Annotated in this window: 22 protein-coding genes and 1 other RNA gene; 10 read left to right on the top strand and 13 right to left on the bottom strand. The window is 55.8% G+C overall.

What is annotated here, in order from left to right; genetic code table 11:
• Nucleotides 1-216: 216 nt before the first annotated feature.
• The 3 genes from metC (at nt 217) to dkgA (ending at nt 3,342) form a co-directional block, all read left to right on the top strand.
• The gene (gene metC, locus ABRZ28_RS16395; protein ID WP_319605216.1) at nt 217-1,410 is read left to right on the top strand and encodes a cystathionine beta-lyase; all 1,194 of its coding nucleotides are present in this window, start codon (nt 217-219) and stop codon (nt 1,408-1,410) included.
• A gap of 239 nt (nt 1,411-1,649) precedes the next feature.
• Entirely contained in the window at nt 1,650-2,309 is a 660-nt protein-coding gene (locus ABRZ28_RS16390) for a DedA family protein (protein ID WP_319605215.1), read from the top strand.
• Between the two features lie 205 nt (nt 2,310-2,514).
• Entirely contained in the window at nt 2,515-3,342 is an 828-nt protein-coding gene (gene dkgA, locus ABRZ28_RS16385; RefSeq protein ID WP_330520918.1) for a 2,5-didehydrogluconate reductase DkgA, read from the top strand.
• Nucleotides 3,343-3,387: 45 nt separating this feature from the next.
• Here the strand turns inward: dkgA and ABRZ28_RS16380 are convergent, their stop codons facing one another.
• Together ABRZ28_RS16380 and ABRZ28_RS16375 are read right to left on the bottom strand one after the other, a co-directional pair.
• Nucleotides 3,388-4,125, bottom strand: coding sequence for a GntR family transcriptional regulator (locus tag ABRZ28_RS16380; protein ID WP_319605213.1), 738 nt, complete (start codon nt 4,123-4,125; stop codon nt 3,388-3,390).
• A 185-nt stretch (nt 4,126-4,310) separates the two neighbouring features.
• Nucleotides 4,311-4,640 (bottom strand): hypothetical protein, encoded by a 330-nt coding sequence (locus ABRZ28_RS16375; RefSeq protein WP_319605212.1) that lies wholly within the window; start codon nt 4,638-4,640, stop codon nt 4,311-4,313.
• Between the two features lie 228 nt (nt 4,641-4,868).
• Here ABRZ28_RS16375 and ABRZ28_RS16370 point away from each other — a divergent pair, with 228 nt between their 5' ends.
• Together ABRZ28_RS16370 and ABRZ28_RS16365 are read left to right on the top strand one after the other, a co-directional pair.
• The gene (locus ABRZ28_RS16370) at nt 4,869-6,299 is read left to right on the top strand and encodes a purine-cytosine permease family protein (protein ID WP_330520917.1); all 1,431 of its coding nucleotides are present in this window, start codon (nt 4,869-4,871) and stop codon (nt 6,297-6,299) included.
• Nucleotides 6,296-7,231 (top strand): PfkB family carbohydrate kinase, encoded by a 936-nt coding sequence (locus tag ABRZ28_RS16365; RefSeq protein ID WP_330520915.1) that lies wholly within the window; start codon nt 6,296-6,298, stop codon nt 7,229-7,231. The genes ABRZ28_RS16370 and ABRZ28_RS16365 overlap by 4 nt, the downstream gene beginning before the upstream one ends.
• Nucleotides 7,232-7,254: 23 nt before the next feature.
• Here ABRZ28_RS16365 and ftsP read toward each other — a convergent pair whose 3' ends face one another.
• The 3 genes from ftsP to parC form a co-directional block, all read right to left on the bottom strand.
• Complete coding sequence (gene ftsP, locus ABRZ28_RS16360; protein ID WP_319605209.1) at nt 7,255-8,673, bottom strand: cell division protein FtsP; 1,419 nt, start codon at nt 8,671-8,673, stop codon at nt 7,255-7,257.
• A gap of 95 nt (nt 8,674-8,768) precedes the next feature.
• Nucleotides 8,769-9,509 (bottom strand): 1-acylglycerol-3-phosphate O-acyltransferase, encoded by a 741-nt coding sequence (locus ABRZ28_RS16355; RefSeq protein WP_319605208.1) that lies wholly within the window; start codon nt 9,507-9,509, stop codon nt 8,769-8,771.
• Nucleotides 9,510-9,660: 151 nt separating this feature from the next.
• A complete protein-coding gene (parC, locus tag ABRZ28_RS16350; RefSeq protein WP_330520913.1) occupies nt 9,661-11,931 on the bottom strand; it encodes a DNA topoisomerase IV subunit A in 2,271 nt (756 codons plus the stop codon).
• 397 nt (nt 11,932-12,328) lie between these two features.
• Here parC and ABRZ28_RS16345 point away from each other — a divergent pair, with 397 nt between their 5' ends.
• Together ABRZ28_RS16345 and ABRZ28_RS16340 are read left to right on the top strand one after the other, a co-directional pair.
• Nucleotides 12,329-14,725 (top strand): TonB-dependent hemoglobin/transferrin/lactoferrin family receptor, encoded by a 2,397-nt coding sequence (locus ABRZ28_RS16345; protein WP_330520912.1) that lies wholly within the window; start codon nt 12,329-12,331, stop codon nt 14,723-14,725.
• A 257-nt stretch (nt 14,726-14,982) separates the two neighbouring features.
• On the top strand, nt 14,983-15,564 hold the full coding sequence (locus tag ABRZ28_RS16340; RefSeq protein WP_330520911.1) for an NAD(P)H-dependent oxidoreductase: 582 nt from the start codon (nt 14,983-14,985) through the stop codon (nt 15,562-15,564).
• 35 nt (nt 15,565-15,599) lie between these two features.
• Here the strand turns inward: ABRZ28_RS16340 and ABRZ28_RS16335 are convergent, their stop codons facing one another.
• From ABRZ28_RS16335 to nudF, 6 genes are all read right to left on the bottom strand, one after another.
• A complete protein-coding gene (locus tag ABRZ28_RS16335; RefSeq protein ID WP_330520910.1) occupies nt 15,600-16,496 on the bottom strand; it encodes a LysR substrate-binding domain-containing protein in 897 nt (298 codons plus the stop codon).
• A 79-nt stretch (nt 16,497-16,575) separates the two neighbouring features.
• Nucleotides 16,576-18,471, bottom strand: coding sequence for a DNA topoisomerase IV subunit B (parE, locus tag ABRZ28_RS16330; RefSeq protein WP_319605203.1), 1,896 nt, complete (start codon nt 18,469-18,471; stop codon nt 16,576-16,578).
• A 126-nt stretch (nt 18,472-18,597) separates the two neighbouring features.
• Nucleotides 18,598-19,179 (bottom strand): esterase YqiA, encoded by a 582-nt coding sequence (yqiA, locus tag ABRZ28_RS16325; RefSeq protein WP_319605202.1) that lies wholly within the window; start codon nt 19,177-19,179, stop codon nt 18,598-18,600.
• Nucleotides 19,179-20,006 carry a 3',5'-cyclic-AMP phosphodiesterase gene (cpdA, locus tag ABRZ28_RS16320; protein WP_319605201.1) on the bottom strand — a complete coding sequence of 276 codons (828 nt, stop codon included), beginning with the start codon at nt 20,004-20,006 and terminating at the stop codon, nt 19,179-19,181. Before cpdA ends, yqiA begins: the two co-directional genes overlap by 1 nt.
• Before the next feature lie 81 nt (nt 20,007-20,087).
• A complete protein-coding gene (locus ABRZ28_RS16315) occupies nt 20,088-20,519 on the bottom strand; it encodes a DUF1249 family protein (protein WP_330520909.1) in 432 nt (143 codons plus the stop codon).
• Between the two features lie 4 nt (nt 20,520-20,523).
• On the bottom strand, nt 20,524-21,156 hold the full coding sequence (nudF, locus tag ABRZ28_RS16310; RefSeq protein ID WP_319605199.1) for an ADP-ribose diphosphatase: 633 nt from the start codon (nt 21,154-21,156) through the stop codon (nt 20,524-20,526).
• Between the two features lie 344 nt (nt 21,157-21,500).
• Between nudF and tolC the strand changes: the two genes are divergently transcribed.
• The 3 genes from tolC (at nt 21,501) to ABRZ28_RS16295 (ending at nt 24,968) form a co-directional block, all read left to right on the top strand.
• Nucleotides 21,501-22,904: an outer membrane channel protein TolC gene (gene tolC / locus ABRZ28_RS16305; protein ID WP_330520908.1), complete on the top strand. Its 1,404-nt coding sequence runs from the start codon at nt 21,501-21,503 to the stop codon at nt 22,902-22,904.
• 223 nt (nt 22,905-23,127) lie between these two features.
• On the top strand, nt 23,128-23,796 hold the full coding sequence (locus ABRZ28_RS16300) for a DUF1190 family protein (RefSeq protein ID WP_319605197.1): 669 nt from the start codon (nt 23,128-23,130) through the stop codon (nt 23,794-23,796).
• Nucleotides 23,797-23,807: 11 nt separating this feature from the next.
• Nucleotides 23,808-24,968, top strand: a complete 1,161-nt coding sequence (locus ABRZ28_RS16295) for a glutathionylspermidine synthase family protein (RefSeq protein ID WP_319605196.1) — start codon at nt 23,808-23,810, stop codon at nt 24,966-24,968.
• A gap of 46 nt (nt 24,969-25,014) precedes the next feature.
• Here the strand turns inward: ABRZ28_RS16295 and ygiD are convergent, their stop codons facing one another.
• Together ygiD and rnpB are read right to left on the bottom strand one after the other, a co-directional pair.
• On the bottom strand, nt 25,015-25,800 hold the full coding sequence (ygiD, locus tag ABRZ28_RS16290; protein WP_330520907.1) for a 4,5-DOPA-extradiol-dioxygenase: 786 nt from the start codon (nt 25,798-25,800) through the stop codon (nt 25,015-25,017).
• 293 nt (nt 25,801-26,093) lie between these two features.
• Nucleotides 26,094-26,470: RNase P RNA component class A (gene rnpB / locus ABRZ28_RS16285), an RNA gene on the bottom strand.
• Between the last annotated feature and the right edge of the window lie 14 nt (nt 26,471-26,484).

The following is a 26,484-nucleotide window of genomic DNA, read 5'->3' as shown; positions in this document are numbered from 1 at the left end:
CCTTCGCTCGCCGTAAAAACAGCAACTCTTACCGTTTTTCGCATCAATCGCCAAAGCCCGCCCACAGGCCGCTTAAGCCGTGGTAACGTAGAAAGCGCCAGATTATTGAACGCCCAGCAATTGGGATATATTAAAAGCGGCGCATTAAATAGAAAACGAGTTTCCCGGCGTATTGAACAGCCCGGTACGGCAAAAAAGAGAAAGGTGATATCAGTTATGACAAGCAAGAAAACAGCAACAGCCCTGGTCGCGGCGGGACGCAGCAAAAAATTCACGCAGGGTTCGGTCAATCCCGTGATCCAGCGCGCATCCTCTCTGGTATTCGACACGGTGAAGGATAAACACAACGCGGCCGTTAACCGCGCCAACGGCGCATTATTCTACGGCCGTCGCGGCACGCTGACCCATTTCTCTTTACAGGAAGCGATGGTCGAGCTGGAAGGCGGCGCCGGCTGCGCGCTATATCCCTGCGGCGCGGCGGCGATTTCCAACGCGATCTTCTCCTTCGTATCGGCGGGCGATCACGTGCTGGTCACCGGCGCCGCCTATGAGCCTACGCAGGATTTCTGTAACACCGTTCTTCGCAAGCTGAATATCGGCACCACCTATTTCGATCCGCTGATTGGCGCGGGCATCGCCGAATTAATCCAGGAAAACACCAAAGTAGTGTTTCTTGAATCACCCAACTCCATCACCATGGAAGTCCACGACGTTCCCGCCATTGTACAGGCCGTTCGCCGCATCAATCCGGAAATCGTTATCATCATGGATAATACCTGGGCGGCAGGCGTGCTGTTTAAGGCGCTGGATTTCGGCATTGATATCTCGGTGCAGTCCGGCACCAAGTACATGGTCGGCCACTCTGACGCCATGCTGGGTACGGCGGTGGCGAATGAACGTTGCTGGGGCCAGTTGCGCGAGCATTCGTATCTGATGGGGCAAATGGTGGATGCCGATACCGCCTATATCGCCAGCCGCGGTCTGCGGACGTTGGGCGTGCGGCTTAAACAGCATCAGGAAAGCAGCATTCGCATCGCCAAATGGCTGTCTGAACGCCCCGAAGTGGCGGTGGTCAATCACCCGGCGCTGCCGCAATGCAAAGGACATGAATTCTACGTGCGTGATTTTCAAGGCAGCAGCGGCCTGTTTTCATTTGTATTAAAAGACAAACTGAACCCCGCGCAGTTGGCCGGCTATCTGGATAACTTCGAGCATTTCAGCATGGCGTATTCCTGGGGCGGCTTTGAATCGCTGATTCTGGCCAATCAGCCGGAACAGCTGGCGTCGATTCGCCCGGCGACCGGCGTTGATTTTACCGGCACGCTCATCCGGTTGCATATCGGACTTGAAGACAGCGACGATCTGATTGACGATCTGGCTCGCGGCTTTGACAGAATTCGGGAAGTGTGACGGCGCCAGGCTGCCGGCCCTTGATTTAGCTGCATTGAGGTGGGTAAAGCGTGTATCATAGGCAAGACAATCTTAACTAAAAACCGCTTTACCCTAACTTAACGCTTATTCTAATCAGCATTAATCAACCGTATAAGTTTTTGGCCCTGCGCTGGTTTCAGCGTATAGCAGTACAACATGGTCGGGCAGTTTCGCCCCGTTTTTGTTTTTAGGGCTTCAGTCACCTGACAGGAAGTAATATGAGTGTGGTTCACGAAATTATTCACGCGCTATGGCATCAGGATTTTAGCGCGCTGGCAGACCCCCATGTCATTTGGGTGGTGTATGGCATTTTATTCACAACCCTATTTCTGGAAAACGGGTTGCTGCCGGCCTCTTTTCTTCCCGGCGATAGCCTGCTGCTGCTGGCCGGCGCCATGATCGCCAAAGGCGTGATGAGTTTTATCCCCACCATGATTCTGCTGACCGTCGCCGCCAGCCTCGGATGCTGGTTCAGTTATCTTCAGGGACGCTGGCTGGGGGATACCCGGCTGGTTAAAGGCTGGCTGTTGCAGCTCCCCGCCCACTACCATCAGCGCGCCTACCATCTGTTCAACCGCCACGGACTGCTGGCGCTGCTGATTGGCCGCTTCCTGGCGTTCATCCGCACGTTATTGCCCACCCTCGCCGGTATTTCCGGGCTGAATAATACCCGTTTCCAGATATTCAACTGGCTCAGCGGTTTTCTGTGGGTCGGCGGCATCGTAACGCTCGGTTACGCCATGAGCCATATTCCGCTGGTAAAACGCTATGAAGATCAGGTGATGACCGCCCTGATCCTGCTGCCGATGATCCTGCTGGTCAGCGGATTGATCGGTCTCGTCGTGATGGTCTGGCGTAAGAGACACGCCGCGGCCTGAGCGATTCGGCCTTGAGCCGGAAGCATGACGCCGTTGATTTTCCCGCCGTCGGGAATTTGCCTGCCGCGTAGCGTAAAATCGCCGCCGCATTCTCTACTATAATGAATCGATATGCCCAATATGCTCATAGCCCGCCGGCTATGACATCAACGGGCTATTCGTTTCCGTTATCGCGATGATTAACGGTAGAAAAAAGGGGAATGACATGACGCAACTAAAACTTAAACTGGCTGACGGCAATATCATGCCGCAGTTGGGCCTTGGCGTCTGGCAGGCAAGCAACGCGGAGACCGTGACCGCCGTAACCGCCGCTTTGCAAACCGGTTATCGCGCCATTGATACCGCCGCCATTTATAAAAATGAAGAGGGGGTCGGCCAGGCATTGCAATCTGCGGCCATCCCGCGTGAAGAGCTCTTTATCACCACCAAACTCTGGAACAGCGATCAGAAAACGCCGCAGAAGGCGCTGGAAGAGAGCCTGCAAAAGCTGCAATTGAGCTATGTGGATCTTTATCTGATTCACTGGCCGTTACCGCAACAAAACACCTATGTGGATGCGTGGCGGGGATTGATGAAATTACAGGAACAAGGGCTGGTGAAAAGCATCGGCGTCAGCAACTTCCATCCGCAGCATTTACAGCGGTTAAAAGATGAAACCGGCGTCTTTCCCGTCATCAACCAAATTGAGCTGCATCCGCTGTTTCAGCAACGTCAGCTTCATGCCTGGAACGCCACCCATCGGATTCAAACCGAGTCCTGGAGTCCGCTGGCGCAGGGCGGCAAGGGGGTTTTCGACCAGCCGATTATCCGCAAGCTGGCCACGAAATATGATAAAACCCCGGCGCAAATCGTGATCCGCTGGCATTTGGACAGCGGACTGGTCGTCATCCCCAAATCCGTCACCCCGGCCCGCATCAAAGAAAACTTCGACGTGTTTGATTTCCGTCTGGACAAAGACGAGCTGGGCGAAATCGCCAAACTGGACAGCGGCAAACGCCTGGGTCCCGACCCGGATAATATGAAAATCATCTGACGCGACGTTCTCGCCGGCAAGATTGCTTTCTGCCGGCAACGCGCATCAATCCGTTACCTGAAACTCATACAGGTCGCTGCGGCAATAGATTTCGCAGTATTCCAGCAGATCGCCCTGCGCGTCGTACGTGTGCTGGCGGGATAACAGCAACGGCGAATCCGGCGCAACGCCGAGATAGCCGGCCACGTCCGCCGGCGCGGCCACCGCTTTTAACCGATAGCGTTTTTTATCCGGGTGGATATCGCGCTCCGCCCAGTATTGGTACAGCGAATGCTCCAGTTGTTCCGGATCCGGCAATAACGCCAGCGGGATCCATAGGATCTCCAGCGATGCCGGTTCGCCATTAATCAACCGAACCCGCCGCAGATGGGTCACCCCTGTGCCGCCGGGCAAAGACATTTCCTCAGCGATCGCGGCCGGAAGCCGTTTTCTGCTTCTTTCCAGCCAGAGATTGCCCGCTTTGCCGCCGTTACGCCGCACCAGCGCGGTAAATCCCGACTCATCCTTGTCCAGAGAATAATGCAAACGCTGGCTCACCCGGGTGCCGATGCCTTGCTGACGCACGATCAGCCCTTTCTCTTCCAGCAGCGCCAACGCGCGCGAGACGGTCACGCGAGACAGGCCCGTCTGTTGCGCAATCAATCTCTCGGCGGGTAAAAACTGGCCGGACAGCTCCTTTCGCCGTTTGATTTCCGCTTTCAGCAGCGAAGCAAGCTGCATATAACGGGGAGCGGCTGACGGCTCGCCCAGCCGGGCTTTAACCCAAAGTAGTAGTTCCTGCATGTTGCATGCCTTTTTATTGTTTTTACGCTGTATTCAGCCTACGCAATTGTTAAACAAAAATGTTGAATCGATGATCAGAGAAAACGGAGTCCATCGGACTGACATTGGTATCTTATAGGCATTAAATTGGACTTGCACCCGTGAATTGAATTCCGTAAACTCATGCCGCGATGCCAACACCAGGGTCATCCATTGACCGACGCCAAAGCTCCCCCCATGACGCCATTTCCGGCTGCCTGCACGGGTAAATGGTCGGTAACGTGATGGGAGCTCCCCGGAATTATAAACGTAGAAGCAGGCCCGCCGGCATTTTTTAGCTGACGCGAGAATAGCCTGCCGATTCCGGTTAATAATATCGCCGCGGTTCCATTGGCCGCAGGCGAAAATACCGATGATACATATAAAATCATCGTTTTAACGATAAATACATTAACGAATCTGATAATGCGTTCGGGCCAACGCGTCTCTTTTTTATACCGCGCCAGCCTGAGCGCATCGGATAAAACATCAGTCATCCCGCATGCGAGGCCGCCCGAATGTTCGGCGTGACGCGCTCTTATCTGCTACCCTTATCGGCTGGTACGGATACCATCGGAACCCTCACCACAGCGATGGGCGGCGAATGAAACGGCATTCGTACTTTCCCCGCGGCATGGTTTATCACCATCAATCAGGATAACCCGATTGATTTCCCCCTTTGCCGCCATTCGTTGTCAACCAAGGCTAAAAGGAGCAATGCCGCTATGGGTGAGATACAACACCATCAACATCAAGACAGGCAACCGCAAAACAAAACCTGGAAAGTGGAAAGCGCCGGCATCGATCGCATCCCGGAAGCGGAGCGCACCGGTAAGCCCCTGGAATTATTCTGGATCTGGTGCGCGGCCAACATCGGTATTCTCGGCATTGTTTATGGCGCCATCATCGTCTCGTTCGGCCTCTCTTTTATACAATCAATCCTTGCCGCCATGCTTGGCGTCGCCAGCTTCGCACTCGTCGGTTTTACCTCGTTTGCCGGCCAAATCGGCCGCACCGCCACCCTGACGCTCTCTCGCGCCATTTTCGGCCTGAAAGGCAATATCGCGCCGACCGCATTCAGTTGGCTTACGCTGATGGGATGGGAGGCCGTTAACCTCATCACCGGCACGCTGACGCTATCCGCCCTGTTTACCGCCATGGGATTGAACGGCGGCGCCACGCTGACAGCGGTTTGTTTACTGCTGTTCGGCGGCCTGACCATTGCGGTCAGTATTCTGGGACAAAACACACTGATCCTGCTGCAAAGTTGGATCACGCGAATTTTCGGCACCATGACGCTGATTGTGGTGATTTATGTTCTGTTCAATACGCCGTGGCATAAGGTGTTGTCGCTGCCGTCCGGCGACTGGCTAACCGGCTTTCTCCCCGCCGTGTCGGTCATTGCCGCCGGTACCGGCATAGGCTGGACTATCGCCGGCGCGGATTACAGCCGTTATCAGAGCCCCGCTTCCCGTCGCGGCAGCGTGTTCGCCGCCGTCGTGGGCGGTTCCGCCCTGCCGCTGATATTGCTGATGCTGGCCGGTATTCTGCTGTCATCCCAGTTGCCCGAGCTCGCCAGTTCGGCCAACCCCATTGCGCTGATCGGTACGGTACTGCCGACCTGGATGGCGGTTCCCTATTTATTAACCGCCACGGCGGGCATTATCACGATTGCCGTATTAAGCCTGTATTCCGCCAGCCTTAACCTGTTGACCATCGGCGTCAAAGTGCCTCAGCCGGTCGCGGTGGCCATTGACGCCGTACTGGTGGTGGGCGTCGCCATCTATGTGCTGTTTGTTTCCGGCGACTTCCTGACGCCCTTTATCTCCTTCCTGATTTTCTGCGGTTTGTTCCTCGGCCCCTGGTCCGCGGTGTTCATCCTTGATTACTTCCTGCTGCGTCGCCGTCACGGCTACAGCGACGATCTGGTATTTGGCTTACACGGCAGGAATCTGGGCGTACGCTGGGCGCCGCTATTTTGCTGGCTGCTGGGCGCCGTCGCCGGTCTGATGGTGACGAAAACCGGCTTTATCGACGGACCGCTGGCGGTGGGTATTTTCGCCGACTCCAGTTTAGGGCTGTTTATCTCATTCGCCATCAGTCTGATCGCCTACCGGCTCTATCTGCTGGTTAAACCGCGGGAGAGATTGCGATGAAAGCCTTTACGCCCGAACGCCCCGTCGCGGTGGTCGGCGGCGCCTGCGGCGATATGCTGCTGGCGCTGCCGCGCCTGCCGGTCAGCGGCGAAGATATCGAAGGCCAGGATCTCGGTCGGCAGATCGGCGGCTGCGCGTTTAACGTCGCCCGCGCCTTATACCGCCTCAACGTGCCGATGATCAACGGGATGCCGGTCGGCAACGGGCCGTGGGGAAAAACCGTCGAAGCCGCGATGAACGAGATGAACCTGCCGGTGCTATTGCGCCATAGCGAAATGGATAACGGCTGGTGCCTGGCGATGACGGAGCCTGACGGTGAACGGACGTTTATCGGCATTACCGGTTGCGAGGCGCACTGTAGCCGGGCAATGTTGCAACAGTTAGCGATGCCTGACAACGCGCTGCTGTACGTTAACGGATATGAACTGTTCGGCGAAGGCGGACGGGATCTGCGCCAATGGACGCTGGAACAGACGCAGCAGAAGCTGATCGATTTCGGCCCGCGCCTCCCTTTTATTCCGGGAGAATTTATTCACGCGCTGGCCGGCAGCAATACCATTCTAACCCTGAACCGCGATGAAACCCGCCAACTGTGCGGAGAAGGCGATGGGGTCTCACAGGCGCTGCGCTACGCACGGCGCAGCGGCTTAACGCTGATTTGCCGACTGGACAAGGAAGGCGCCTGGATTTGCCCGCCGAACGGCGAGGCGACGGCCGTCGCGGCTTATCCGGCGCAGGTTGTCGATACCATTGGCGCCGGCGACGCGCACTGCGCCGGTTTGCTGGCCGGGTTATCCGCGAGCTGGCCGCTGGCGGACGCCGTCGATCTGGCGAATCGGGTGGCGGCCTGCGTCGTCGCCGGTCGGGGCGCGGCGGCCGCGCCGGACTGGGATACCCTGCGCCGGCGCTTCCCGGCATCCCGCCGGCAATAAGCGCGTTGCCGGCCTGCTCCCGATCAGGCCGAAGGCTGCACCACCAGTTGACCGGTCAGGCCGCGATCGGCCAATTCCAGCGTCTGGCTGTAATACAGAAAAGGAAACGCCTGCGAGGACGGCTGGGTAAAATAGACCAGCAGTTCGACATCGCTGTCCACCCACACCGTATCCTTCCAGCCGCTGTCCTCTACCGGTACCGCGCCGCCGTTGACGCTGCGCACCAAAAACTTCACCCCCTGCATATGGAATGGCTGCGGGGTATCGGCATGAAGAATCCAACGTTCGCAGCGGCCCAGTTGGGTCTGCACGTCGATACGCGTCATATCCCACATGGCGCCGTTGATGCTCGGCGGACTATCGCTCAGGCGAAACTCGCGCGTACGGCTGATGCTGCCTTCAATAATATTATCCGCCAGCAAACGCATCGGCAGATTGCTCGTCACCAGTGGCAATAATCCGGTCGGCTTAAGGGTTAATACCTGCGTTGAAATCAAAATGCTGGACGGTTCAAACAGCCCGCGCAGCCGGTCCATTATCCCGGCTGATTCGCCCGCCGTCAGCGTCACTTCCTCGCCCTGCGTCATATCAATCAGAATTTCCCGCCGCTCGCCGGGCGCCAGCGAGATCTGGTTAACCGCCATCGGCGCGGGCAGCAAGCCCTGATCGCTGGCGATCACATGAATCGGCCGTGCGTCGCTCATCCGCATAATATAACGACGGGCATTTGACGCATTCAGCAGCCGTAACCGCACCCAGCCGCGCGACACTTCGACATAAGGGTTCTGCGCACCGTTGACCAGCAGCGTATCGCCGACGAAGCCCTCGTTGCCCGCCGGGCTATAAATCGGCACGCCGAAGCTATCCAGGCGTTTATCCTGAATAATCAGCGGGAAGTCATCCACGCCATAATGATTGGGGATAGGTAATGATTTCGCGGCGCTATCTTCCACCAGCCAGAGTCCCGCCAGCCCGTTATACACATGCGGCGCCATGCGGTTCGGCGTATTGGCATGATACCAGCAGGTGGCCGACGGCTGTCGGATCGGCAATACCGGAGACCAATCCATACCCGGCGGTATCATACGCGCCGCGCCGCCCATCAACGACCCGGAAACCTGCAATCCGCTGACCGTCATCGATACCGGTTCATTGAGCCGATTGCTATAAATCAGCTTAACGTCATCGCCGTCAAATACCCGTACCGTCGGCCCCAGATAATGTCCGTTAATGCCCCAGACCGACGTTTTACGCGTATCGGTGAAAGCCCAGTGCGCCCGTTGCATCGTCAGAAACAGAGGCTGCCCTCTACGCGACTCCAGCAATGGCGGGATCGGCAACACGGTCGAAGTACCGCTTACCCTGGCCAATAATGGCGTGCTGCCCGCACAATATAACGCAAACCCCGATGCCTGAATAAACTGACGCCGGCTGAGTGACATAGTGACTCCGTAAATCGATTAAACCGTATAAAAGATTTAACTTTCGATTAGAAAAATAGCCCTCTTACCGGACAGCAAAGAGGGGGGTGCCGTTTTCAATTATTTTTTTCCGCTGCTTCGCGTTCCGCCACTTCCGCATCTAACTGCGCCAGTTTGGCGGCCATAATATCATGGCAGTAGGTCGTCAATTCGCGCACTTGCTCTTTGCTATAAGAACTGGTGTCAATCGGCGGCAGCATTTCTATGATGACATGACCATTATTCCAGCGATTCAGTTTTATTTTATTGCTGGTGGTGGAAACGCAAATCGGCACGACCGGCACGCCCGCGCTGATGGCGGCGTGAAATGCCCCCGTCTTAAACGGCAGTAATCCACGGCCCCGGCTGCGCGTGCCTTCAGGAAACATCCAAATGGAAATATTTTCCTCTTTGATGTGTTTGACCACCTGAGCAATGGTGCCGTGCGCTTTGGCCCGATTGTCGCGATCGATCAACAGGTTCCCCGTCAACCAATACAGGGGGCCGAAGAAAGGGATCCATAACAGGCTTTTCTTACCCACGGTAATGGTGCGCGGTTGCACCACATTGGCGGCGGTGACCATATCGTAATTATTCTGGTGATTCGCGATATAAATACAGTTGCCGTAATGCGCGGCCTCCGGCGGGACCCGCACCTCGACTTTCAAGCCAAAAACTACGGACAGGCGACCAAAAAGGTGACCGAATGTCGCTACGTGACGTGGATTTTTAGGGCTGAAAAGACAGTAAATAGATCCGAAAATACAAACTAAAATCGAAAAGACAATCACCACAATAAAACGAAGAATGAATAGCATAACAACCTCAATTAGCCAACTGCCGCCGCTAGTATAGCTATTTTGCTATAAAACACACGGTGATTCCTTGAACGCAATTATCAGTTTTACCATTGTGGTTGGCGGAGGGGCGGCATCAATAAAGATTGCCGCCCGAACCTTAGGCGGAGGGTTATTCTTCGCTGCTGCCGTCGCCGGCTCGCTTCGGCGCATCGACGTCAATGCGATCGATACGTTGCAGGCCGCGCAGCAGCGTGCCTTTACGGCCACGTTCAGACTGGTATTTCTGTAGGTCGTTCGGGCGCAGAATCAGTTTGCGCTTACCGAAGTACAAGGTTACCGACGACTGCGGCGGCAACAGCAGCAGCCAACTCAAACGATCCTTGCCACTGGCGAAATCCGCTGATGAAATAGAGACGATCTTATTGCCCTTCCCTTTCGACAACTGCGGCAGGTCGGACACCGGGAACAGCAACATCCGGCCGGAAGCGGTGATCGCCAGCAAGGTATTATCCTCGCCGTGGATTTCAATCGGGGTCAACGCCTTAGCGTTGTCCGGCAGCGTGATAATCGCTTTGCCCGCGCGGTTACGCGCCACCAGGTCGTTAAAGGTGCAGACAAAACCGTAGCCGGCGTCAGAGGCCATCAGCAGCGGCTGATCGTCCGCGGCCATCAGCACATGCTCAATAGTCGCGCCGGGCGGCGGCGTCAGCTTGCCGGTCAAGGGTTCCCCCTGGCCGCGCGCGGACGGCAGCGTCAGCGGATCGAGCGCATAGCTGCGGCCGGTCGAGTCGATGAATACCACCGGCTGGTTGGTTTTACCCCTGGCGGCGGAACGGTAGCTGTCGCCCGCTTTGTAATTTAATCCTGCGGGATCGATGTCATGCCCTTTGGCGCTGCGCACCCACCCCATTTCCGACAACACGATGGTGACCGGTTCCGACGGCACAAAATCATGCTCGCTCATGGCTTTCGCTTCAGCGCGTTCCTTCAGCGGCGAGCGGCGGTCGTCGCCATAGGTCTGGGCATCCGCCTGAATTTCTTTTTTCAGCAGGTTGCTCAGCTTACGTTCGGATGCCAGCAAGGCCTGCAAATGGTCGCGCTCTTTCGCCAGATCGTCCTGCTCGCCGCGGATTTTCATCTCTTCCAGCTTGGCCAGATGGCGTAACTTCAGTTCCAGGATCGCTTCGGCCTGGGTTTCGCTCAGGCTGAACTGACGCATCAATACCGGCTTGGGTTCATCTTCCGTGCGGATGATGTGGATCACTTCATCAATATTCAGAAATGCGATCAGCAACCCTTCCAGAATATGCAGACGTTTGAGCACCTTCTCCAGCCGATAACTCAAGCGGCGACGCACGGTATCACGGCGGAACACCAACCATTCGCTCAGGATTTCCACCAGCCCCTTGACGCCGGGGCGGCCATCCAGACCGATCATATTCATATTGATGCGGTAACTTTTTTCCAGATCGGTAGTGGCGAACAGATGGTTCATCACCTGATCCAGGTCGATGCGGTTGGAGCGCGGCACCAGCACTAAACGCGTCGGATTCTCGTGATCCGATTCATCGCGCAGATCTTCAATCATCGGCAACTTTTTAGCGCGCATCTGACTGGCGATCTGCTCCAATACCTTGGCGCCGGAAACCTGATGGGGCAGCGCGGTAATCACCGCTTCGCCGTCTTCTTTCTTCCAGACGGCGCGCATACGCACCGAACCCCGGCCGTTCTGGTAAATTTTACGCACTTCCTCGCGCGGGGTAATGATTTCCGCTTCCGTCGGGAAATCCGGCCCGTGAACGAACTGCAACAAGTCATCCAGAGAGGCGCCGGGTTTATCAATCAAGGCGACGGCGGCGGCGGCGACTTCGCGGATATTGTGCGGCGGGATGTCGGTCGCCATCCCGACGGCAATGCCGGTGGTGCCGTTAAGCAGTATGTTCGGCAGACGGGCAGGCAGCATTTTCGGCTCCTGCATCGTACCGTCGAAGTTCGGCACATAGTCAACCGTACCCTGACCCAGTTCGGAGAGCAGGGTTTCCGCGTATTTAGACAACCGGGATTCGGTATAACGCATCGCGGCGAATGATTTCGGATCGTCCGGCGCCCCCCAGTTCCCCTGACCATCCACCAGCGGATAACGGTAGGAGAACGGCTGCGCCATCAATACCATCGCTTCGTAACAGGCGCTGTCGCCGTGCGGATGATATTTACCCAACACGTCGCCGACGGTACGGGCTGATTTCTTGAATTTGGCGCTGGAATTCAGCCCCAGCTCCGACATGGCGTAAATAATACGGCGCTGTACCGGCTTCAGGCCATCGCCGATAAACGGCAACGCCCGATCCATGATGACGTACATGGAGTAGTTCAGGTACGCATTTTCAGTAAACGTGTGCAGCGCCAGGCTTTCAGCGCCATCATGCGTCATCTCACTCATTTATCTTATTTCCTCACATCGCAGCGCGATTATTGCTCTTTCCGACACGCTACACAGCGGTATGTTTGGCGGGAATAGTACCTTATCCGGCGGGCTTCTGTCACAGAGAACAAAGGCCGGCAATCTTAAAGACGGCCGGTAATGCGGCGCGTTCGCCTGAATGCCTGAAGAGCGCGCATGCCAGAAAATATCGGCAACAAGAGATTTTCATTAAGAGTTTTTAATAAAACCATAATTGAAAAAGCGAATGATAACTTTTACTGTTTGATAACAGTTATCATTACGACATTTTTTTGCGTCGTTAACAAACTCTGACGTCATTCCTGCTGAAGTTGATTGCCAGCGTTATCAGGCTTTGGTCGCTGGTCGGACAGTTGCCTACCAATAGAGTATCACTATGTTAATCAATAAGAATCTTAGAAAAATCATGCTCACCGGGATCCTGGCAGGCACGGCGTTAAACAGCGCCGCCGCGGATAACCGAACGTCGGCTAAAGATGCGGCCGGCGAATCCGAATCAACAGGCGAGACGATGACGGTGTATTCTCCCAAAGTCGAGAAAGAAGCCGGCACCAAGACCACCATCACCGCCAGCGATATGCAGAAAGAAGGCGGCAATGATTTCGGCGCCATTATGCGCTACCAGCCGCTGATTAGCGCGCCGGGCGTCACCAGCGGCGTCAGCGCGGGCAAAAGCAGCTATGACCGCGGCGGCGCCAGCGGCTACAACATTCGGGGTTTGGAAAACAACCGGGTTTCCATTGATATCGACGGCGTTGAACTACCATCAGCCACCGATCGCGGCACATCCACGGTGAGCGGCCGCCGCCAAACGGGCAGCACCGGCATTGGCCGCGGCGACTATCTTGACCCGTACCTGTACGGTTCGGTGGAGATCGAGTCCGGCGCCACGTCGGTCGCCAACAGCAACAACGCGCTAGGCGGTTCGGTCTCTTTCAAACCAAAATCCGCCAATGATTATCTCAACTCAGACAAGCACAGCTATTTCGGTTACCAGGGCGGTTATGATTCTTCCAACCGTAGCTTTCACAACGGCATTACCGCAGTTGGCGGCGACGACTATCTGCGCGGCGTTATCGTCGTCAGCCGTCGCGATGGCAATGAAACCGAAAACCAGCGCGACGCCACAATCGACAGTACCCCAGCCAACTGGCACTCCAATGCTGTGCTGGCGTCCGGCATCTGGCAAGCGACTCATGCGCACCAGTTCACCGCCACCGTAGATTATTACCATAAAACCAATCACGCTAATTACCCAACCTGGACAATGAACTCAAGGGGCGTCTCTTCGCTTGATGGCAGTACTTCATATCAGGACAATCAGACCCGTCGCTGGGGATTTAGTCTGGCGGATCTCTATACGCCGGAAGATTTCGCGCTGTTCGACAGCCTGAACACCAAACTGTTCTATAGCCAGACCGAAGCGCACGACTATACCGTCACCGATGCCTCCACGCCGACTTCCGTCTGGAGCGACTATGACACCAAAACCTTTGGTCTGGAAAGCAAAGCGACTAAGGAGTGGCGCAACCACAGTTTCAGCTACGGCTTCAATGCCCGCCAGTCGGAAACGGAACGTCCATTCACCGCGGAAAATCTGGCGACAGACGGATTGAACATTGACCTGGGGCGTCCGCAAGCGGACAGCGAGATCATCAATCTGGGGGCTTTCGTACAGGACAAAATCACCTGGGAGCTGGCCGGCCGCGAATTCTCGGTAGTGCCGGGGATACGCTTCGCCTGGCAGCACGCCGAACCGAAAAATGCTTCCAATCTGTTTACCAACACCAATGGCAATGTGACGTCAGATGAAGCCGCCGGCATGTATGGCACCAATGCCGACGGTCAGGTTATGCCGTCCATCGCTTTCCAGTACAACCTCACGCCCGATCTGATGGCCTACCTCCAATACCGGCGCGGCGCCCAGTTCCCTACCGACGGGCAACTGTACGGTTCCTGGGCGCTCGGCTATTTCGGCACCTCCAGCAGCTACGCCGTGCTGAGCGATCCGGACTTGAAAACCGAAACCAGCGATAACTACGAATTGGGGTTGAAAGGCCAGATTGTGGAAGGGGTTACGCTGAGCGCGTCGGCCTTCTACAGTGATTACAAAAACTTTATCGCCAACGGTTACTACCGCCGCGCCGATAATCCGGCCCTGTTCGCCAACGTGCCGAGTAGCCTCAGCACGCTTTATCTGACCGAGAACCGTGATAAAGCCTATATCTATGGCGGTGAAATCAGCGCCAAATTCAACCTCGGCACCTGGTTCGAGCAGGCGAACGGCTTCAGCGCCCGTCTGGCCTATGGTTATACCGATGGGGCGTCAAAATCCAGCGCCAACGGGGACTCTTACATCAATCTCGACTCGGTAACGCCACAAAAAGCCGTAGTGGGGATCGCCTATGACGATCCGTCCAGCACCTACGGCGCCGCGCTGATCGCCACCTTCAACAAGGGCAAAACCGCCACCTACGCGACTGGCCGCAAACTCCCCTCCAGCGGGAACAACCTGGGTTCTGAGGATTATACTTTTATGCATATACCGGGTTATGCGCTGGTGGATTTGACCGCTTACTATCGCGTGTCCCAAAACGTGAGGCTTAGCGGCGGCATCTACAATCTGACGGATCGCAAATACTGGGATTATCAAACCAGCCGTAATATCGAAGCGCCTGCCAGCAACAGCGCCAGCGATATCAACTACTACAACCAGCAGCTATCCATCGCGCCGGGCCGCACCTTCCAGTTGGGCGTCAATGTCGATTTCTGATTAACCCCCGAGGGAGGGAACCGATCGGTTTCCTCCCTTCTTCTCCACAGGAATAAGCGATGCGCCGCATGCCTGTCCCTTATTCCGCATCACGCGGCGTGCTTTCCTCTTTCCCGCTTGCCATCGACCGCCAGCGAGATTGTTGCGCCGCAGTCAAGAGTGTTGTGACATGGCGCATCTATTTCCGGCGCTAAAAATCAGCCAGACTTAATCTCTATTCCCCGTTGCGGGCAAGACCAACGACAAGCGAGTCACTGATGCATAACATATTGATTATTCATGCAGGAAAAGCATTCGGCCACTCCACCGGCAAACTCAACAAAACCCTGACCGAGGCCGCGATTACCGAGTTACAGGGGCAAGGCCGCGATGTGCGGGTCACCTGGGTCGATCAGGGTTACGACATCGAGCAGGAAATCCAGAATTACCTGTGGGCCGATGCCGTCATTTATCAGATGCCCGGCTGGTGGATGGATGTGCCGTGGATACTGAAAAAATACGTCGATGAGGTTTTCACCACCGGCCACGGCTTGCTGTATGCCAGCGACGGCCGCACCCGCGCCGACAGCAGCAAAAAGTATGGTTCCGGCGGCCTGTTGCAGGGTAAAAAATATATGCTTTCCGTGACCTGGAATGCGCCGCTGGAAGCCTTTACCGACCCGCAACAGTTTTTCCACGGCGTCGGGGTGGACGGCGTGTATCTGCCGTTCCATAAGGCTAATCAGTTTATCGGCCTATCGCCGCTGCCGACGTTTATCTGCAACGATGTGATCAAATCCCCGGATGTGGAGAACAATATCGCCCGCTATCGCCGGCATCTGGCAAACGTTTTTGCCTGACGGCGCGTCTTCGACATCGGCGTGACATCCGCGGCCTAAAGCGGCTGTTGCGCTATTTTCTCACTGAGGAAATCCAAAAAGCAGCTTATACGCGCCGCCAACGCCGTATGCCGGTAATAAACCGCGTTGATCGGCATCCGCACGTCCACCGTTTCAGGCGTCAGAACCTGAACCAGACGCCCGGCGGCCTGATCCTCATGGGTCATAAAATCCGACAGTCGCACAATGCCTTCGCCACGCAGCGCCAACTGACGCAGCATTTCGCCGTTTGAGGCGGCCAACGCCGGCGAGATGGGATAAAATTCGCGGCTGCCGTCCCGCAGCGGCCAGTTATTCAGCCATTCCAACTGTGTAAAGCCCAGGCAGCTATGCGAAGACAGATCGTCGACGCTCATCGGCGTGCCGTGACGGCGCAAATAATCCGGGCTGGCCAGCACGCGCAAGCGCGTCGCGCCCAATGCGCGGGCGTGAATACTGGAGTCTTTTAAAACGCCGATGCGAATGGCGATATCCGTATGCTGCTCCAGTAAATCGATAATGAAATCGTCACTGTTCAGTTCCAGCATGATCTGCGGGTAGCGACGACGAAATTCGGGAATAAGGGGAATAATCACGTGCTGCATGAACGGCGAAGCCGCATTGATGCGCAACCGGCCGCAGGGTTGATCGCGGCGCAACGCCACCTGCTCCTCCGCATGTTCCACCGCGCGGATCACGTCGCGCGCATGCTGAAGAAACATGGCGCCTTCTTCCGTCAGCGCCAGCCGCCGGGTGGTGCGATGCAGCAGCGTGGTACCCAGTTTGCCCTCAAGGCGTCGCAATGCCCGGCTGATGCCGGACGTCGTCTGACCGACCTGTTCCGCCGCGGCGGTAATCGAACCGGTATCGACCACCGCCACAAAAGCCTGCAACTCCTCAAGCGTCACTTTCATCAACGTTCCCCCTGAGACCGCGACGCCAGTTATCCGCCCGTCGCGTCAACCCGTAGCGGCTGAATGACGCGGGTCAGCATCAGACTTCGATTTCCGCCTTATCGCCTTTTTCCTGCAACCAGTTGCGGCGGTCTTCGGCGCGTTTCTTCGCCAGCAGCATGTCCATGATCGCCATCGTCTGGTCGATGTCGTCGTCGTTAATCGTCAACTGCACCAGGCGACGGGTATTCGGATCCAGCGTAGTTTCCCGTAATTGCAGCGGGTTCATTTCACCCAACCCTTTAAAACGCTGTACGTTGGGCTTGCCTTTTTTACGCTTGAGCTGTTCCAGCACGCCCGCTTTTTCCTCTTCATCCAGGGCGTAATACACTTCCTTGCCGAGGTCGATGCGATACAGCGGCGGCATCGCCACATACACATGCCCGCCCTTCACCACCGAACGGAAATGGCGCACGAACAAGGCGCACAGCAGCGTGGCGATGTGTAACCCATCGGAGTCCGCATCCGCCAGAATACAGATCTTGCCATAGCGCAACTGACTCAGGTCGTCGCTATCGGGGTCGATGCCGATCGCGACCGAAATGTCGTGAACTTCCTGCGAGGCCAGCACCTCATCGGAAGAGACTTCCCAGGTGTTCAGGATTTTGCCCTTAAGCGGCATGATGGCCTGAAACTCACGTTCCCGCGCCTGCTTGGCCGACCCGCCCGCCGAGTCCCCTTCCACCAGGAACAGCTCGGTGCGATTCAAATCCTGCGAGGTGCAATCCGCCAGTTTGCCGGGCAGCGCCGGGCCGCTGGTCAGCTTTTTACGCACCACTTTTTTGGCGGCGCGCATACGGCGCTGAGCGCTGGCTATCGCCAGTTCGGCCAACTGTTCCGCCGTCTGGATATTCTGGTTCAACCACAGGCTGAACGCATCTTTCACCACCCCGGAAACAAATGCCGCGCACTGGCGCGAGGACAGCCGCTCTTTGGTCTGTCCGGCAAACTGCGGATCCTGCATTTTTACCGACAGCACGTAGGCGCAGCGCTCCCAGATATCGTCGGCGCTCAGCTTCACGCCGCGCGGCAGAATATTGCGAAATTCGCAGAATTCGCGCATGGCGTCCAGCAGCCCCTGGCGCAAACCGTTGACGTGGGTGCCGCCCATCGGGGTGGGGATCAGGTTGACGTAGCTTTCCGTCAGCAGTTCCCCGCCTTCGGGCAACCACAGCAGCGCCCAGTCCACCGCCTCGGTATCGCCGGCTATCGCGCCCAGAAACGGCTTTTCCGGCAGGGTGATCAAACCGTTCACCGCTTCGCACAGGTAATCTTTCAGCCCGTCCTGATAGCACCAGCGCTGCTCGGTATTATTGAGTTTATCTTTAAAAACGATTTCAACGCCGGGACACAACACCGCCTTGGCCTTCAGCAGGTGCGTCAGACGGGAAACGGAAAAGCGCGGGCTATCGAAAAATTTTTCATCCGGCCAGAAATGCACGCGGGTACCGGTATTGCGACGACCGCAGGTGCCGGTAACGGTGAGATCCTGCACTTTATCGCCGTTCTCGAACGCCATGTCGTACACCTGACCATCGCGCCGCACCGTGACTTCAACGCGTGAAGACAGCGCGTTGACCACCGAGATCCCCACGCCGTGCAGGCCGCCCGAAAACTGGTAATTTTTATTGGAGAATTTACCGCCGGCATGTAACCGGCACAGGATCAGCTCGACGGCCGGCACCCCTTCTTCGGGGTGGATATCCACCGGCATCCCGCGGCCGTCGTCAATCACTTCCAGCGACTGATCGGCGTGCAGAATCACATCGATACGGCGGGCATGGCCTGCCAGCGCCTCATCGACGCTGTTGTCTATGACCTCTTGCCCCAGATGGTTAGGGCGCGAAGTATCGGTGTACATGCCCGGACGACGGCGCACCGGTTCCAGACCGCTGAGTACTTCAATCGCATCAGCGTTATAACTTGATTGCGTCATGGTTTGATTTAATTCGTTGTTTTAAATGAAAAGTGGCGAACGGTACCGATGCGCGTTATTCACAAACGAATGACCGACAACCGCCATGTTACGCTGTCGCGATCGTCGCTGCCGGCACCCTGATGCTCAGTCCGTCGCGAGCCCCAAAAAATTCACTATGGGTGAAAAAAAGCGCTCAAATTCGACAAAGGCATGATTGCCCCCTGATTCCACCGTTTGGCGACAGTCCCGGTAATAATCCAGGGCCTGCCGATAATCCAGAACTTCATCCCCGGTCTGAAGCAGCAGCCACAACAAATCGGGCGACTCCAACGGTTCAACCTGCATGACCTTCAGATCGTAAACGTGCCGAGACTCTAGCACATATTGTTCGCCGGTGTAGGGGTTCTGATATTCGCCCAAATAATCAAGCAATAGCTCAAACGGCTTCACCGCCGGATTCACCACCACGGCGGGTAAGGTAAAGCATTGAGACAGCCAGGTGGCATAATAACCGCCGAGAGAAGAGCCAACAATGCCCAGCGGACTACCGGCCCGCGACATCACCAGCGACTCCATCAGCTCGGCCGCGTCGGCCGGATACGGCGGCAGCTGCGGCACCAGCATCTCGATATCGGGATGACGGCGCGCCAGCCACGTCTTCAGCGCCGTCGCTTTCGCCGAGTCGGGCGTACTGTTGAAGCCATGCAGATAGAGTAAAGCCGGCATCAGTAACCGTCCGAATCCATATCGGGCAAGAAATCATTGCCTTCCAGACGAAACACCTCGGTTTCCAGCCCGCCATCCGGCAGCAAGTCCAGATAACGCCAGCCGGGCGCGACATCGTCAATGGCGAAATTCGTGCAGTGCGGTTTAAACTGAACGCAGGTGGACGGCGTGGCCAGCAGGCGTTTGCCGTGCCAGTCGAGATCGAGCTCCTGATGAATATGCCCGCATAAAACGGTATTCACCAGCGGATAGCGGGCCAACACCGCGGCCAGATTATGCGCGTTGCGCAAGCTGTGTTGATCGAGCCAGGTACAGCCCGAAGGATGAGGATGGTGGTGCAGTAATAGCAGGGTAAAACGATCCGGCTGGCTTTGCAGACTGCGCTCAAGCCATTCGAGTTGATAATCGCTCAGTTCGCCGTGCGGCACGCCGAACACCTGGCTGTCCAGCAGGATAATCTGCCATTTATCGCCCACCAGCACATGTTTGGACGGCGCAATCCCCTCTTCAGCCAGCGTATCGAACATCGCCGGCTGAAAATCGTGGTTGCCCGGCAGCCACACGCAAGGCGCGGACAACTGTCTGATGCCGCGAGAGAAGTGGCGATAGGCCTCCAGCGAGTGATCCTGCGCCAAATCGCCCGTGGCGACGATCAAATCGAACGCATGTTGCTGCGCCTGTATCGCATCCAGCACGGCGTGATAACTGTGGTATGTGTTAACACCAAGCAGCGTTTCATGTTCACCGGCAAAAAGGTGGGTATCTGTTATTTGTAAAATCCTGATTCTGGCGCCACTCGCCACAGGAAGTGTCAACAGGCTTTCCAAATGATGGTGTCCTTGGTTACTTAAATCTGTCTATACCCGTCATCTTTCAAGTCGCAGATGCGCTGGCTTTACACATTGAATCTATTGGGTATCAAAAACTGGGATCGACATCGAACCATACGCCAAACAATATTTTAGCCAATCAGCAAGAAACTGATTAATTTGATGCTTTTCGTCACGTTGATGTAACTTATTATTCGGATAATCATAACGTGCCTTGAAGCGGAAGATCTGCTGACTCGCACACACTTCCGCAACCAGCGCGTCATGATACAACCTGACGGTCATCATTGGCAGACTCCAGTAGCTCACCGCCGGGGCGGTCTGCTGAATCTTGACCAACGAGGTGTAACGGGTTGACTCAAGGATAGTTAAGCGATAAACGGCATTATGAACGCGATAAACCGCGGTTTCACCGACTTCGTCTATATGGGGCAGCAAACGCCGTAATTGCATGAAATTGGTTTCGCATAGCCTCATCATTGCCGGGAAATCCGGGGTATAGCGCTTCATAAATTCAATCCACCCACTCGTTTCTCAGTTTTTTATGGTGCAACGCCAACCATTGCAAGGCAATGACGGACGCCGCGTTATCGATAATCCCTTCTTCAACCCATTGATAACTCTGTTCACGGCTGACCACATGCACCCGGATATCTTCATTTTCTTCCGCCAGGCCATGGATCCCCGCCGCGGTTCGGGTATCCACTTCCCCTACCATAACAGCCAGACGCTCGCTGGTGCCACCCGCGCTGGCAAGATAGTTGACGATCGGCCGGCAACGGCCGACGACCAGACCCGCCTCTTCCTGCGCTTCCCGCCGCGCGACATCTTCCAGACTTTCACCCGGTTCAATCATGCCCGCCACCAGTTCCAGCAGCCAGGGGGACACGCTGCTGTCGTACGCGGCGATACGAATCTGTTCAACCAAGACCACCTCGTCGCGCACCGGGTCATAGGGCAACAGAACGACCGCGTGTCCGCGCTCGAGTATCTCGCGGCTGACCTCGCCGCTCATTTCACCATTAAACAGGCGATGACGGAAACGATAGCGTATCAGTGAAAAAAAACCTTTGTATAATTCTTCACGTGCAATAATTTCTACATCATCTTTACTAAAGGTAACCGGACTGGATACTGAAGACGCCATGATTAAACTCCTGTAACGGGTATCGATGGAACCGATCATTGTAGGGCGAAAATCCCTGTCATCATACTCGCGCTTGTTTGTGGTAAATTTACATAATTCCGGAATCTTTCCCAACAGGGCGATTTAGTCTGGACCGTTGTCGTGCGGCAGGTGCAAACTGATGTGCATAAAGGCGCTGCGACATCGGCTCCGAATGGCGCAGAAGCCCTCCTAATCGGGGCTGACTTCAGGAAATATGGCACGTTCAGTTACCTCATCCTATTGGCAGATTCTGATAGAATCGAAAACTATTCGTCTATAGACGGCGTTATCATAGCGACATTGCTGTACAACAAGGAACGCAAATGAAGAAATTGCTCCCTCTTCTTATTGGTTTGAGCCTGAGCGGTTTTAGCTTAATGAGTCAGGCGGAAAACCTGTTACAGGTATACCAACAAGCGAAAAATACCAATCCAGACTTACGTAGCTCAGCAGCCACCCGCGATGCCGCGTTTGAAAAGATCAATGAAGCACGAAGCCCATTGCTGCCGCAATTGGGTTTAGGCGCGGATTATACCTATACCGATGGTTTTCGAGATAGCAACGGCATTAACAATGATGTCAAAAGCGCATCATTACAGTTAACCCAGACGCTGTTTGATATGTCTAAATGGCGCGCGCTGACCTTGCAGGAAAAACAGGCCGGGATTGAAGACGTCACCTTCCAGACGGCCCAGCAGAATCTTATCCTGAATACGGCGACCGCCTATTTCAACGTACTGCGCGCCATTGATTCCCTGTCTTACATCGGCGCTCAGAAGCAGGCGATTTATCGCCAGTTGGATCAGACGACCCAGCGTTATAATGTCGGGCTGGTGGCGATTACCGACGTGCAAAACGCCCGCGCCGAATATGATAACGTCCTTGCCAACGAAGTGCTGGCCCGCAATACGCTGGATAATAATCTGGAAGCGCTGCGTCAGGTCAGCGGTAATTTTTACCCGCAGTTGGCGGGCCTGGACATCAAACGGTTTTCCACCCAGACGCCCGGCGGCGTCAACGTTCTGTTGAAAGAAGCGGAAAACCGCAACCTGAACCTGTTGTCCGCCCGTCTGAGTCAGGATCTGGCGCGTGAGCAAATCCGCTATGCCCAGACGGGTCACATGCCGACGCTCGATCTGACCGCCTCCAGCAGCGTCAGCGATACCCGCTATTCCGGTTCGAATGCCCGCGGCAATTCCTATAACGACAGCGATATCGGGCAGAATAAGGTCGGCGTCAGCTTTAACCTCCCGCTCTACAGCGGCGGCGCGACCAGTTCGCAGGTGAAACAGGCGCAGCACAGTTTCGTCAGCGCCAGCGAACTGCTGGAAAGCGCCCACCGTTCAGTGGTTCAGACCGTACGCTCTTCATTTAATAACATTTCGGCGTCTATCAGCAGCATCAACGCGTATAAGCAGGCTGAAGTTTCGGCGCAAAGCTCTCTCGATGCGATGGAAGCGGGCTATCAGGTCGGTACGCGAACCATTGTCGATGTGCTGGATGCCACGACGACGCTATATAACGCCAAACAACAGCTTTCCAGCGCCCGTTATGATTACCTGATTAATCAGTTGAACATTAAATCCGCGCTGGGCACGTTGAATGAAAGCGATCTGCAAGCGCTGAATGCCGCTTTAGGTCAGCCGGTTTCAACCACGCCGCCGGTCACAGACGGCAGCGGCAGCGCGTCATTGCTCCAAACGACATCCGCTGCGCCGCGTCAGTAATCGTTAAGCATTGCGAATCAGGGGAACCGGGTGTTCCCCTTTTTTATGGCGGGTTATCCTGCCCGTCCGGCCGATAAAGCGAAGCACCGCACAACCGAATGTATAGCAACGTAAAGAGTCGCCGGGTTACCGCCATTGACGCTTTAAATTCAGACCGCCTTCCCCTATTCTTAAGCGCAATTGTCAATCATTGGGCTTGATGTCTTTTCTCTGGGATAACACGATGAAACGTACCAAAAATATCAATCAGGAAACGTTCCGTAAGGGGTGGCGGATGTATCGTCTGGCGCCCGTCGCGCTTGCGGTCAGTACGGTATTTGTCCTGGCCGGCTGTGAGCAGGCTGATGAAACGGTTTCTCTTTATCAGAATGCCGATGACTGTTCGCGCGCCAATCCCTCCTTAGGCGAGCAATGCACCACGGCTTACAATAACGCGCTGAAAGAAGCGGAAAAAACCGCGCCTAAATACGCCACCCGTGAAGACTGCGTCGCCGAGTTCGGCGAAGCGCAATGTACCCAGGCGCCGGCGCCCGCGCAGGCCGGGGTAGGCGCGGCCGCGGAATCGCAACAGAGCGGCAGTTTCTGGATGCCGCTGATGGCGGGTTACATGATGGGCAGAATGATGGGCGGCGGCGCCGGTTATGCGCAACAGCCGCTGTTTACCTCAAAATCGCCGACCAGCCCGGCCAACGGTCAATTTGTTGACGCCAGCGGTAAAAACTACGGCAACGCGACCACGGGCCGCACGATTAACGTGCCGAAAACGGCGCTGGCGCCGAAGCCGGCCACCACCTCCACCATCACCCGCGGCGGATTTGGCGAAACGGTAGCCAAACAGGCTACCATGCAGCGCAGCAGCGCTTCCGGCTCTACCCGCTCCATGGGGGGCTGAGGACCTGTTTAATGAAACGGATTGAAATAAAAGAGCGCCCGGACTGGCGTGAAAAGGCTACGGAGTTCGGCTTCCAGTTTCATACCATGTATGGGGAACGTTACTGGTGCGAAGAGGCTTATTATCAGTTCACGCTGGCGCAAATTGAAGAGCTGGAAGACACCACCGCGGAACTGCATCAGATGTGTTTGCAGGTGGTGGAGAAAGTCATCGATAGCGAACAACTGCTGAGCAAATTCCGCATTCCCAAACACACATGGGAATTCGTCCGACAGTCATGGCGCACCCATCAGCCATCGCTCTATTCGCGTCTTGATCTGGCCTATGATGGCAAGACGCCGGCCAAGCTGCTGGAAAACAACGCCGATACGCCGACGTCGCTCTATGAAGCGGCATTTTTCCAATGGCTGTGGCTGGAAGATCAAATCAAAGCCGGGCAACTGCCGCAAACCGCCGATCAGTACAACAGCATTCAGGAAAAACTGATCGAACGATTTGAAGATCTGAAACTTAATCACGGGTTTAATCTGCTGCATTTCACCTGCTGTAAGGATACCGAGGAAGATCGCGGTACGGTGCAATACTTGCAGGATTGCGCGCTGGAAGCCGGCTTGCCGAGCGAGTTCCTTTATATCGATGAGATTGGCCTCGGCGAAAAAGGCCAGTTTACCGATCTGGAAAATCAGGTCATCAGCAACCTGTTTAAGCTCTACCCGTGGGAATTCATGCTCAGAGAGATGTTTTCCACCAAGCTTGAAGATGCCGGTGTACGCTGGCTGGAACCGGCCTGGAAGAGCATTATTTCCAATAAAGCGTTGCTGCCCATGCTGTGGGAGATGTTCCCGAATCACCCGAATCTGCTCCCCGCTTACTTCACCGAAGATGAGCACCCGGCGCTGGAGAATTACGTCATCAAGCCGCTGTTTTCACGCGAAGGCGCCAATATTCAAATTGTGGAAAACGGCAAGGAGATTGCCGCCGTCGGCGGGCCGTATGGTGAAGAAGGCAAAATTATCCAGCAGTATCATCCACTGCCGAAATTCGGCGACAGTTATACGCTGATCGGCAGTTGGCTGGTGAATGATCAACCTTGCGGCATCGGTATGCGCGAGGATCGGGATCTGATTACCCAGGATTTGTCGCGCTTCTATCCGCACATCATTCTGGACTGACGACGTTAAGGCACGGTTTGCCCCGTGCCTGTCTGCGCATCAATGCTCAACCCACCTGCACCGACAGCATACTCAACGACCCCATTTCAATGCCGTCCACCGGAATGCTCATCGCTTCTTTGCCATCCCAGCTTCCCAGCACGTACAGCAGCGGCAGATAGTGGTCGGGCGTCGGATTGGACAATGCCGCGCCCTCATGCTGCATAAAGTTTATCAGCGGGTGATTGTCTCCCTGATAGGTCAGGTTATCTCGGACAAACTGATTGAACGAGATCGCCCAGGGATAAGGCTCCGCCGCGCCGTCCCATTTGACCATCCGCAGGTTATGCACCACATTGCCGCTGGCGACGATCATGATCCCCTCGTCACGCAGCGCCGCCAGCTTACGCCCCAGTTGATAGTGGTACTCGGCAGGCTGCGTGCCGTCCACGCTAAGCTGCACCACCGGAATGTCCGCCTGTGGGTACATTTTTATCAGCACGCCCCAGGAACCGTGATCCAGTCCCCATTCGCCGCGATCCGCCGCCACCGGGATCGGCGCCAGAAGGTGTTGAATTTTTTCGGCCAGTTCAGGCGAACCCGGCGCCGGATATTCCGTATCAAACAACGCCTGCGGAAAACCGCCGAAATCATGAATTGTCCTGGGCTTTTCCATCGCCGTCACCGCCGTGCCGCGGGTGTACCAATGCGCGGAAACGGCAACAATGGCTTTAGGGCGCGGTAATGTTTTCCCCAGCGTCTGCCATGCCTGAGTATAGGGATTGTTCTCCAACACGTTCATCGGGCTGCCATGACCGAGGAACAGCGCGGGCATACGGGAAGCGTTATTCATAACAGTATCCTTAATCATATCGGCGTCGTGCAACAGCACGTTATGGCGATTACTGTACGCCTTTTACGCATGAGAAAAAGTCAGATATCCGTGATGAAGAACATCAATAAATTTGAAGGGAAGCGGAGAGATAAAAAAACGGTCAACTTGCTTGGTGAAATACAGGCTGACCGTATAAAAATAGCTGGCGTTAACCGTGAAGCCCCACGCTTTCAGCAATAGCGTCGTGGACAGTCATGCATCACCGCCTGTTCGATCAAAGACGACCCCGCCGAAACGGGGCGTCATGAAATGAAGGGAGTCGACCGTTAAGCCGGGTTCTGTCGTGGACAGTCATTCATCTAGGCCAGCAATCGCTCGCTGGCTCAAGCAGCCTACCCGGGTTCAGTACGGGCCGTACCATGCGAACCCCTATTTGGCCTTGCTCCGGGTGGAGTTTACCGTGCCGCGAACTGTTGCCAGCCGCGCGGTGCGCTCTTACCGCACCCTTTCACCCTTACCTGATCCCGCTTTCGCGGGCCATCGGCGGTTTGCTCTCTGTTGCACTTGTCGTAGGCTTGCGCCTCCCAGGCGTTACCTGGCACCCTGCCCTATGGAGCCCGGACTTTCCTCCCCTCCGCCTGTCTCCCCGAAGGGACGGCAGCGAAGCGGCGACTGTCTGGTCAACTCCGGCGCGGATTGTAT

This window comes from Brenneria sp. g21c3, assembly GCF_040240345.1.
Classification (GTDB): Bacteria; Pseudomonadota; Gammaproteobacteria; order Enterobacterales; family Enterobacteriaceae; genus Brenneria.
This window is presented reverse-complemented; position numbering and strand designations above follow the sequence as displayed.

Excerpts from the sequence above, each read along its gene's own strand:
- metC (WP_319605216.1), top strand. The coding sequence starts at position 217 with ATGACAAGCAAGAAAACAGCAACAGCCCTGGTCGCGGCGGGACGCAGC.
- ABRZ28_RS16390 (WP_319605215.1), top strand. The coding sequence starts at position 1,650 with ATGAGTGTGGTTCACGAAATTATTCACGCGCTATGGCATCAGGATTTT.
- dkgA (WP_330520918.1), top strand. The coding sequence starts at position 2,515 with ATGACGCAACTAAAACTTAAACTGGCTGACGGCAATATCATGCCGCAG.
- ABRZ28_RS16380 (WP_319605213.1), bottom strand. The coding sequence starts at position 4,125 with ATGCAGGAACTACTACTTTGGGTTAAAGCCCGGCTGGGCGAGCCGTCA.
- ABRZ28_RS16375 (WP_319605212.1), bottom strand. The coding sequence starts at position 4,640 with ATGACTGATGTTTTATCCGATGCGCTCAGGCTGGCGCGGTATAAAAAA.
- ABRZ28_RS16370 (WP_330520917.1), top strand. The coding sequence starts at position 4,869 with ATGGGTGAGATACAACACCATCAACATCAAGACAGGCAACCGCAAAAC.
- ABRZ28_RS16365 (WP_330520915.1), top strand. The coding sequence starts at position 6,296 with ATGAAAGCCTTTACGCCCGAACGCCCCGTCGCGGTGGTCGGCGGCGCC.
- ftsP (WP_319605209.1), bottom strand. The coding sequence starts at position 8,673 with ATGTCACTCAGCCGGCGTCAGTTTATTCAGGCATCGGGGTTTGCGTTA.
- ABRZ28_RS16355 (WP_319605208.1), bottom strand. The coding sequence starts at position 9,509 with ATGCTATTCATTCTTCGTTTTATTGTGGTGATTGTCTTTTCGATTTTA.
- parC (WP_330520913.1), bottom strand. The coding sequence starts at position 11,931 with ATGAGTGAGATGACGCATGATGGCGCTGAAAGCCTGGCGCTGCACACG.
- ABRZ28_RS16345 (WP_330520912.1), top strand. The coding sequence starts at position 12,329 with ATGTTAATCAATAAGAATCTTAGAAAAATCATGCTCACCGGGATCCTG.
- ABRZ28_RS16340 (WP_330520911.1), top strand. The coding sequence starts at position 14,983 with ATGCATAACATATTGATTATTCATGCAGGAAAAGCATTCGGCCACTCC.
- ABRZ28_RS16335 (WP_330520910.1), bottom strand. The coding sequence starts at position 16,496 with ATGAAAGTGACGCTTGAGGAGTTGCAGGCTTTTGTGGCGGTGGTCGAT.
- parE (WP_319605203.1), bottom strand. The coding sequence starts at position 18,471 with ATGACGCAATCAAGTTATAACGCTGATGCGATTGAAGTACTCAGCGGT.
- yqiA (WP_319605202.1), bottom strand. The coding sequence starts at position 19,179 with ATGCCGGCTTTACTCTATCTGCATGGCTTCAACAGTACGCCCGACTCG.
- ABRZ28_RS16315 (WP_330520909.1), bottom strand. The coding sequence starts at position 20,519 with ATGAAGCGCTATACCCCGGATTTCCCGGCAATGATGAGGCTATGCGAA.
- nudF (WP_319605199.1), bottom strand. The coding sequence starts at position 21,156 with ATGGCGTCTTCAGTATCCAGTCCGGTTACCTTTAGTAAAGATGATGTA.
- tolC (WP_330520908.1), top strand. The coding sequence starts at position 21,501 with ATGAAGAAATTGCTCCCTCTTCTTATTGGTTTGAGCCTGAGCGGTTTT.
- ABRZ28_RS16300 (WP_319605197.1), top strand. The coding sequence starts at position 23,128 with ATGAAACGTACCAAAAATATCAATCAGGAAACGTTCCGTAAGGGGTGG.
- ABRZ28_RS16295 (WP_319605196.1), top strand. The coding sequence starts at position 23,808 with ATGAAACGGATTGAAATAAAAGAGCGCCCGGACTGGCGTGAAAAGGCT.
- ygiD (WP_330520907.1), bottom strand. The coding sequence starts at position 25,800 with ATGAATAACGCTTCCCGTATGCCCGCGCTGTTCCTCGGTCATGGCAGC.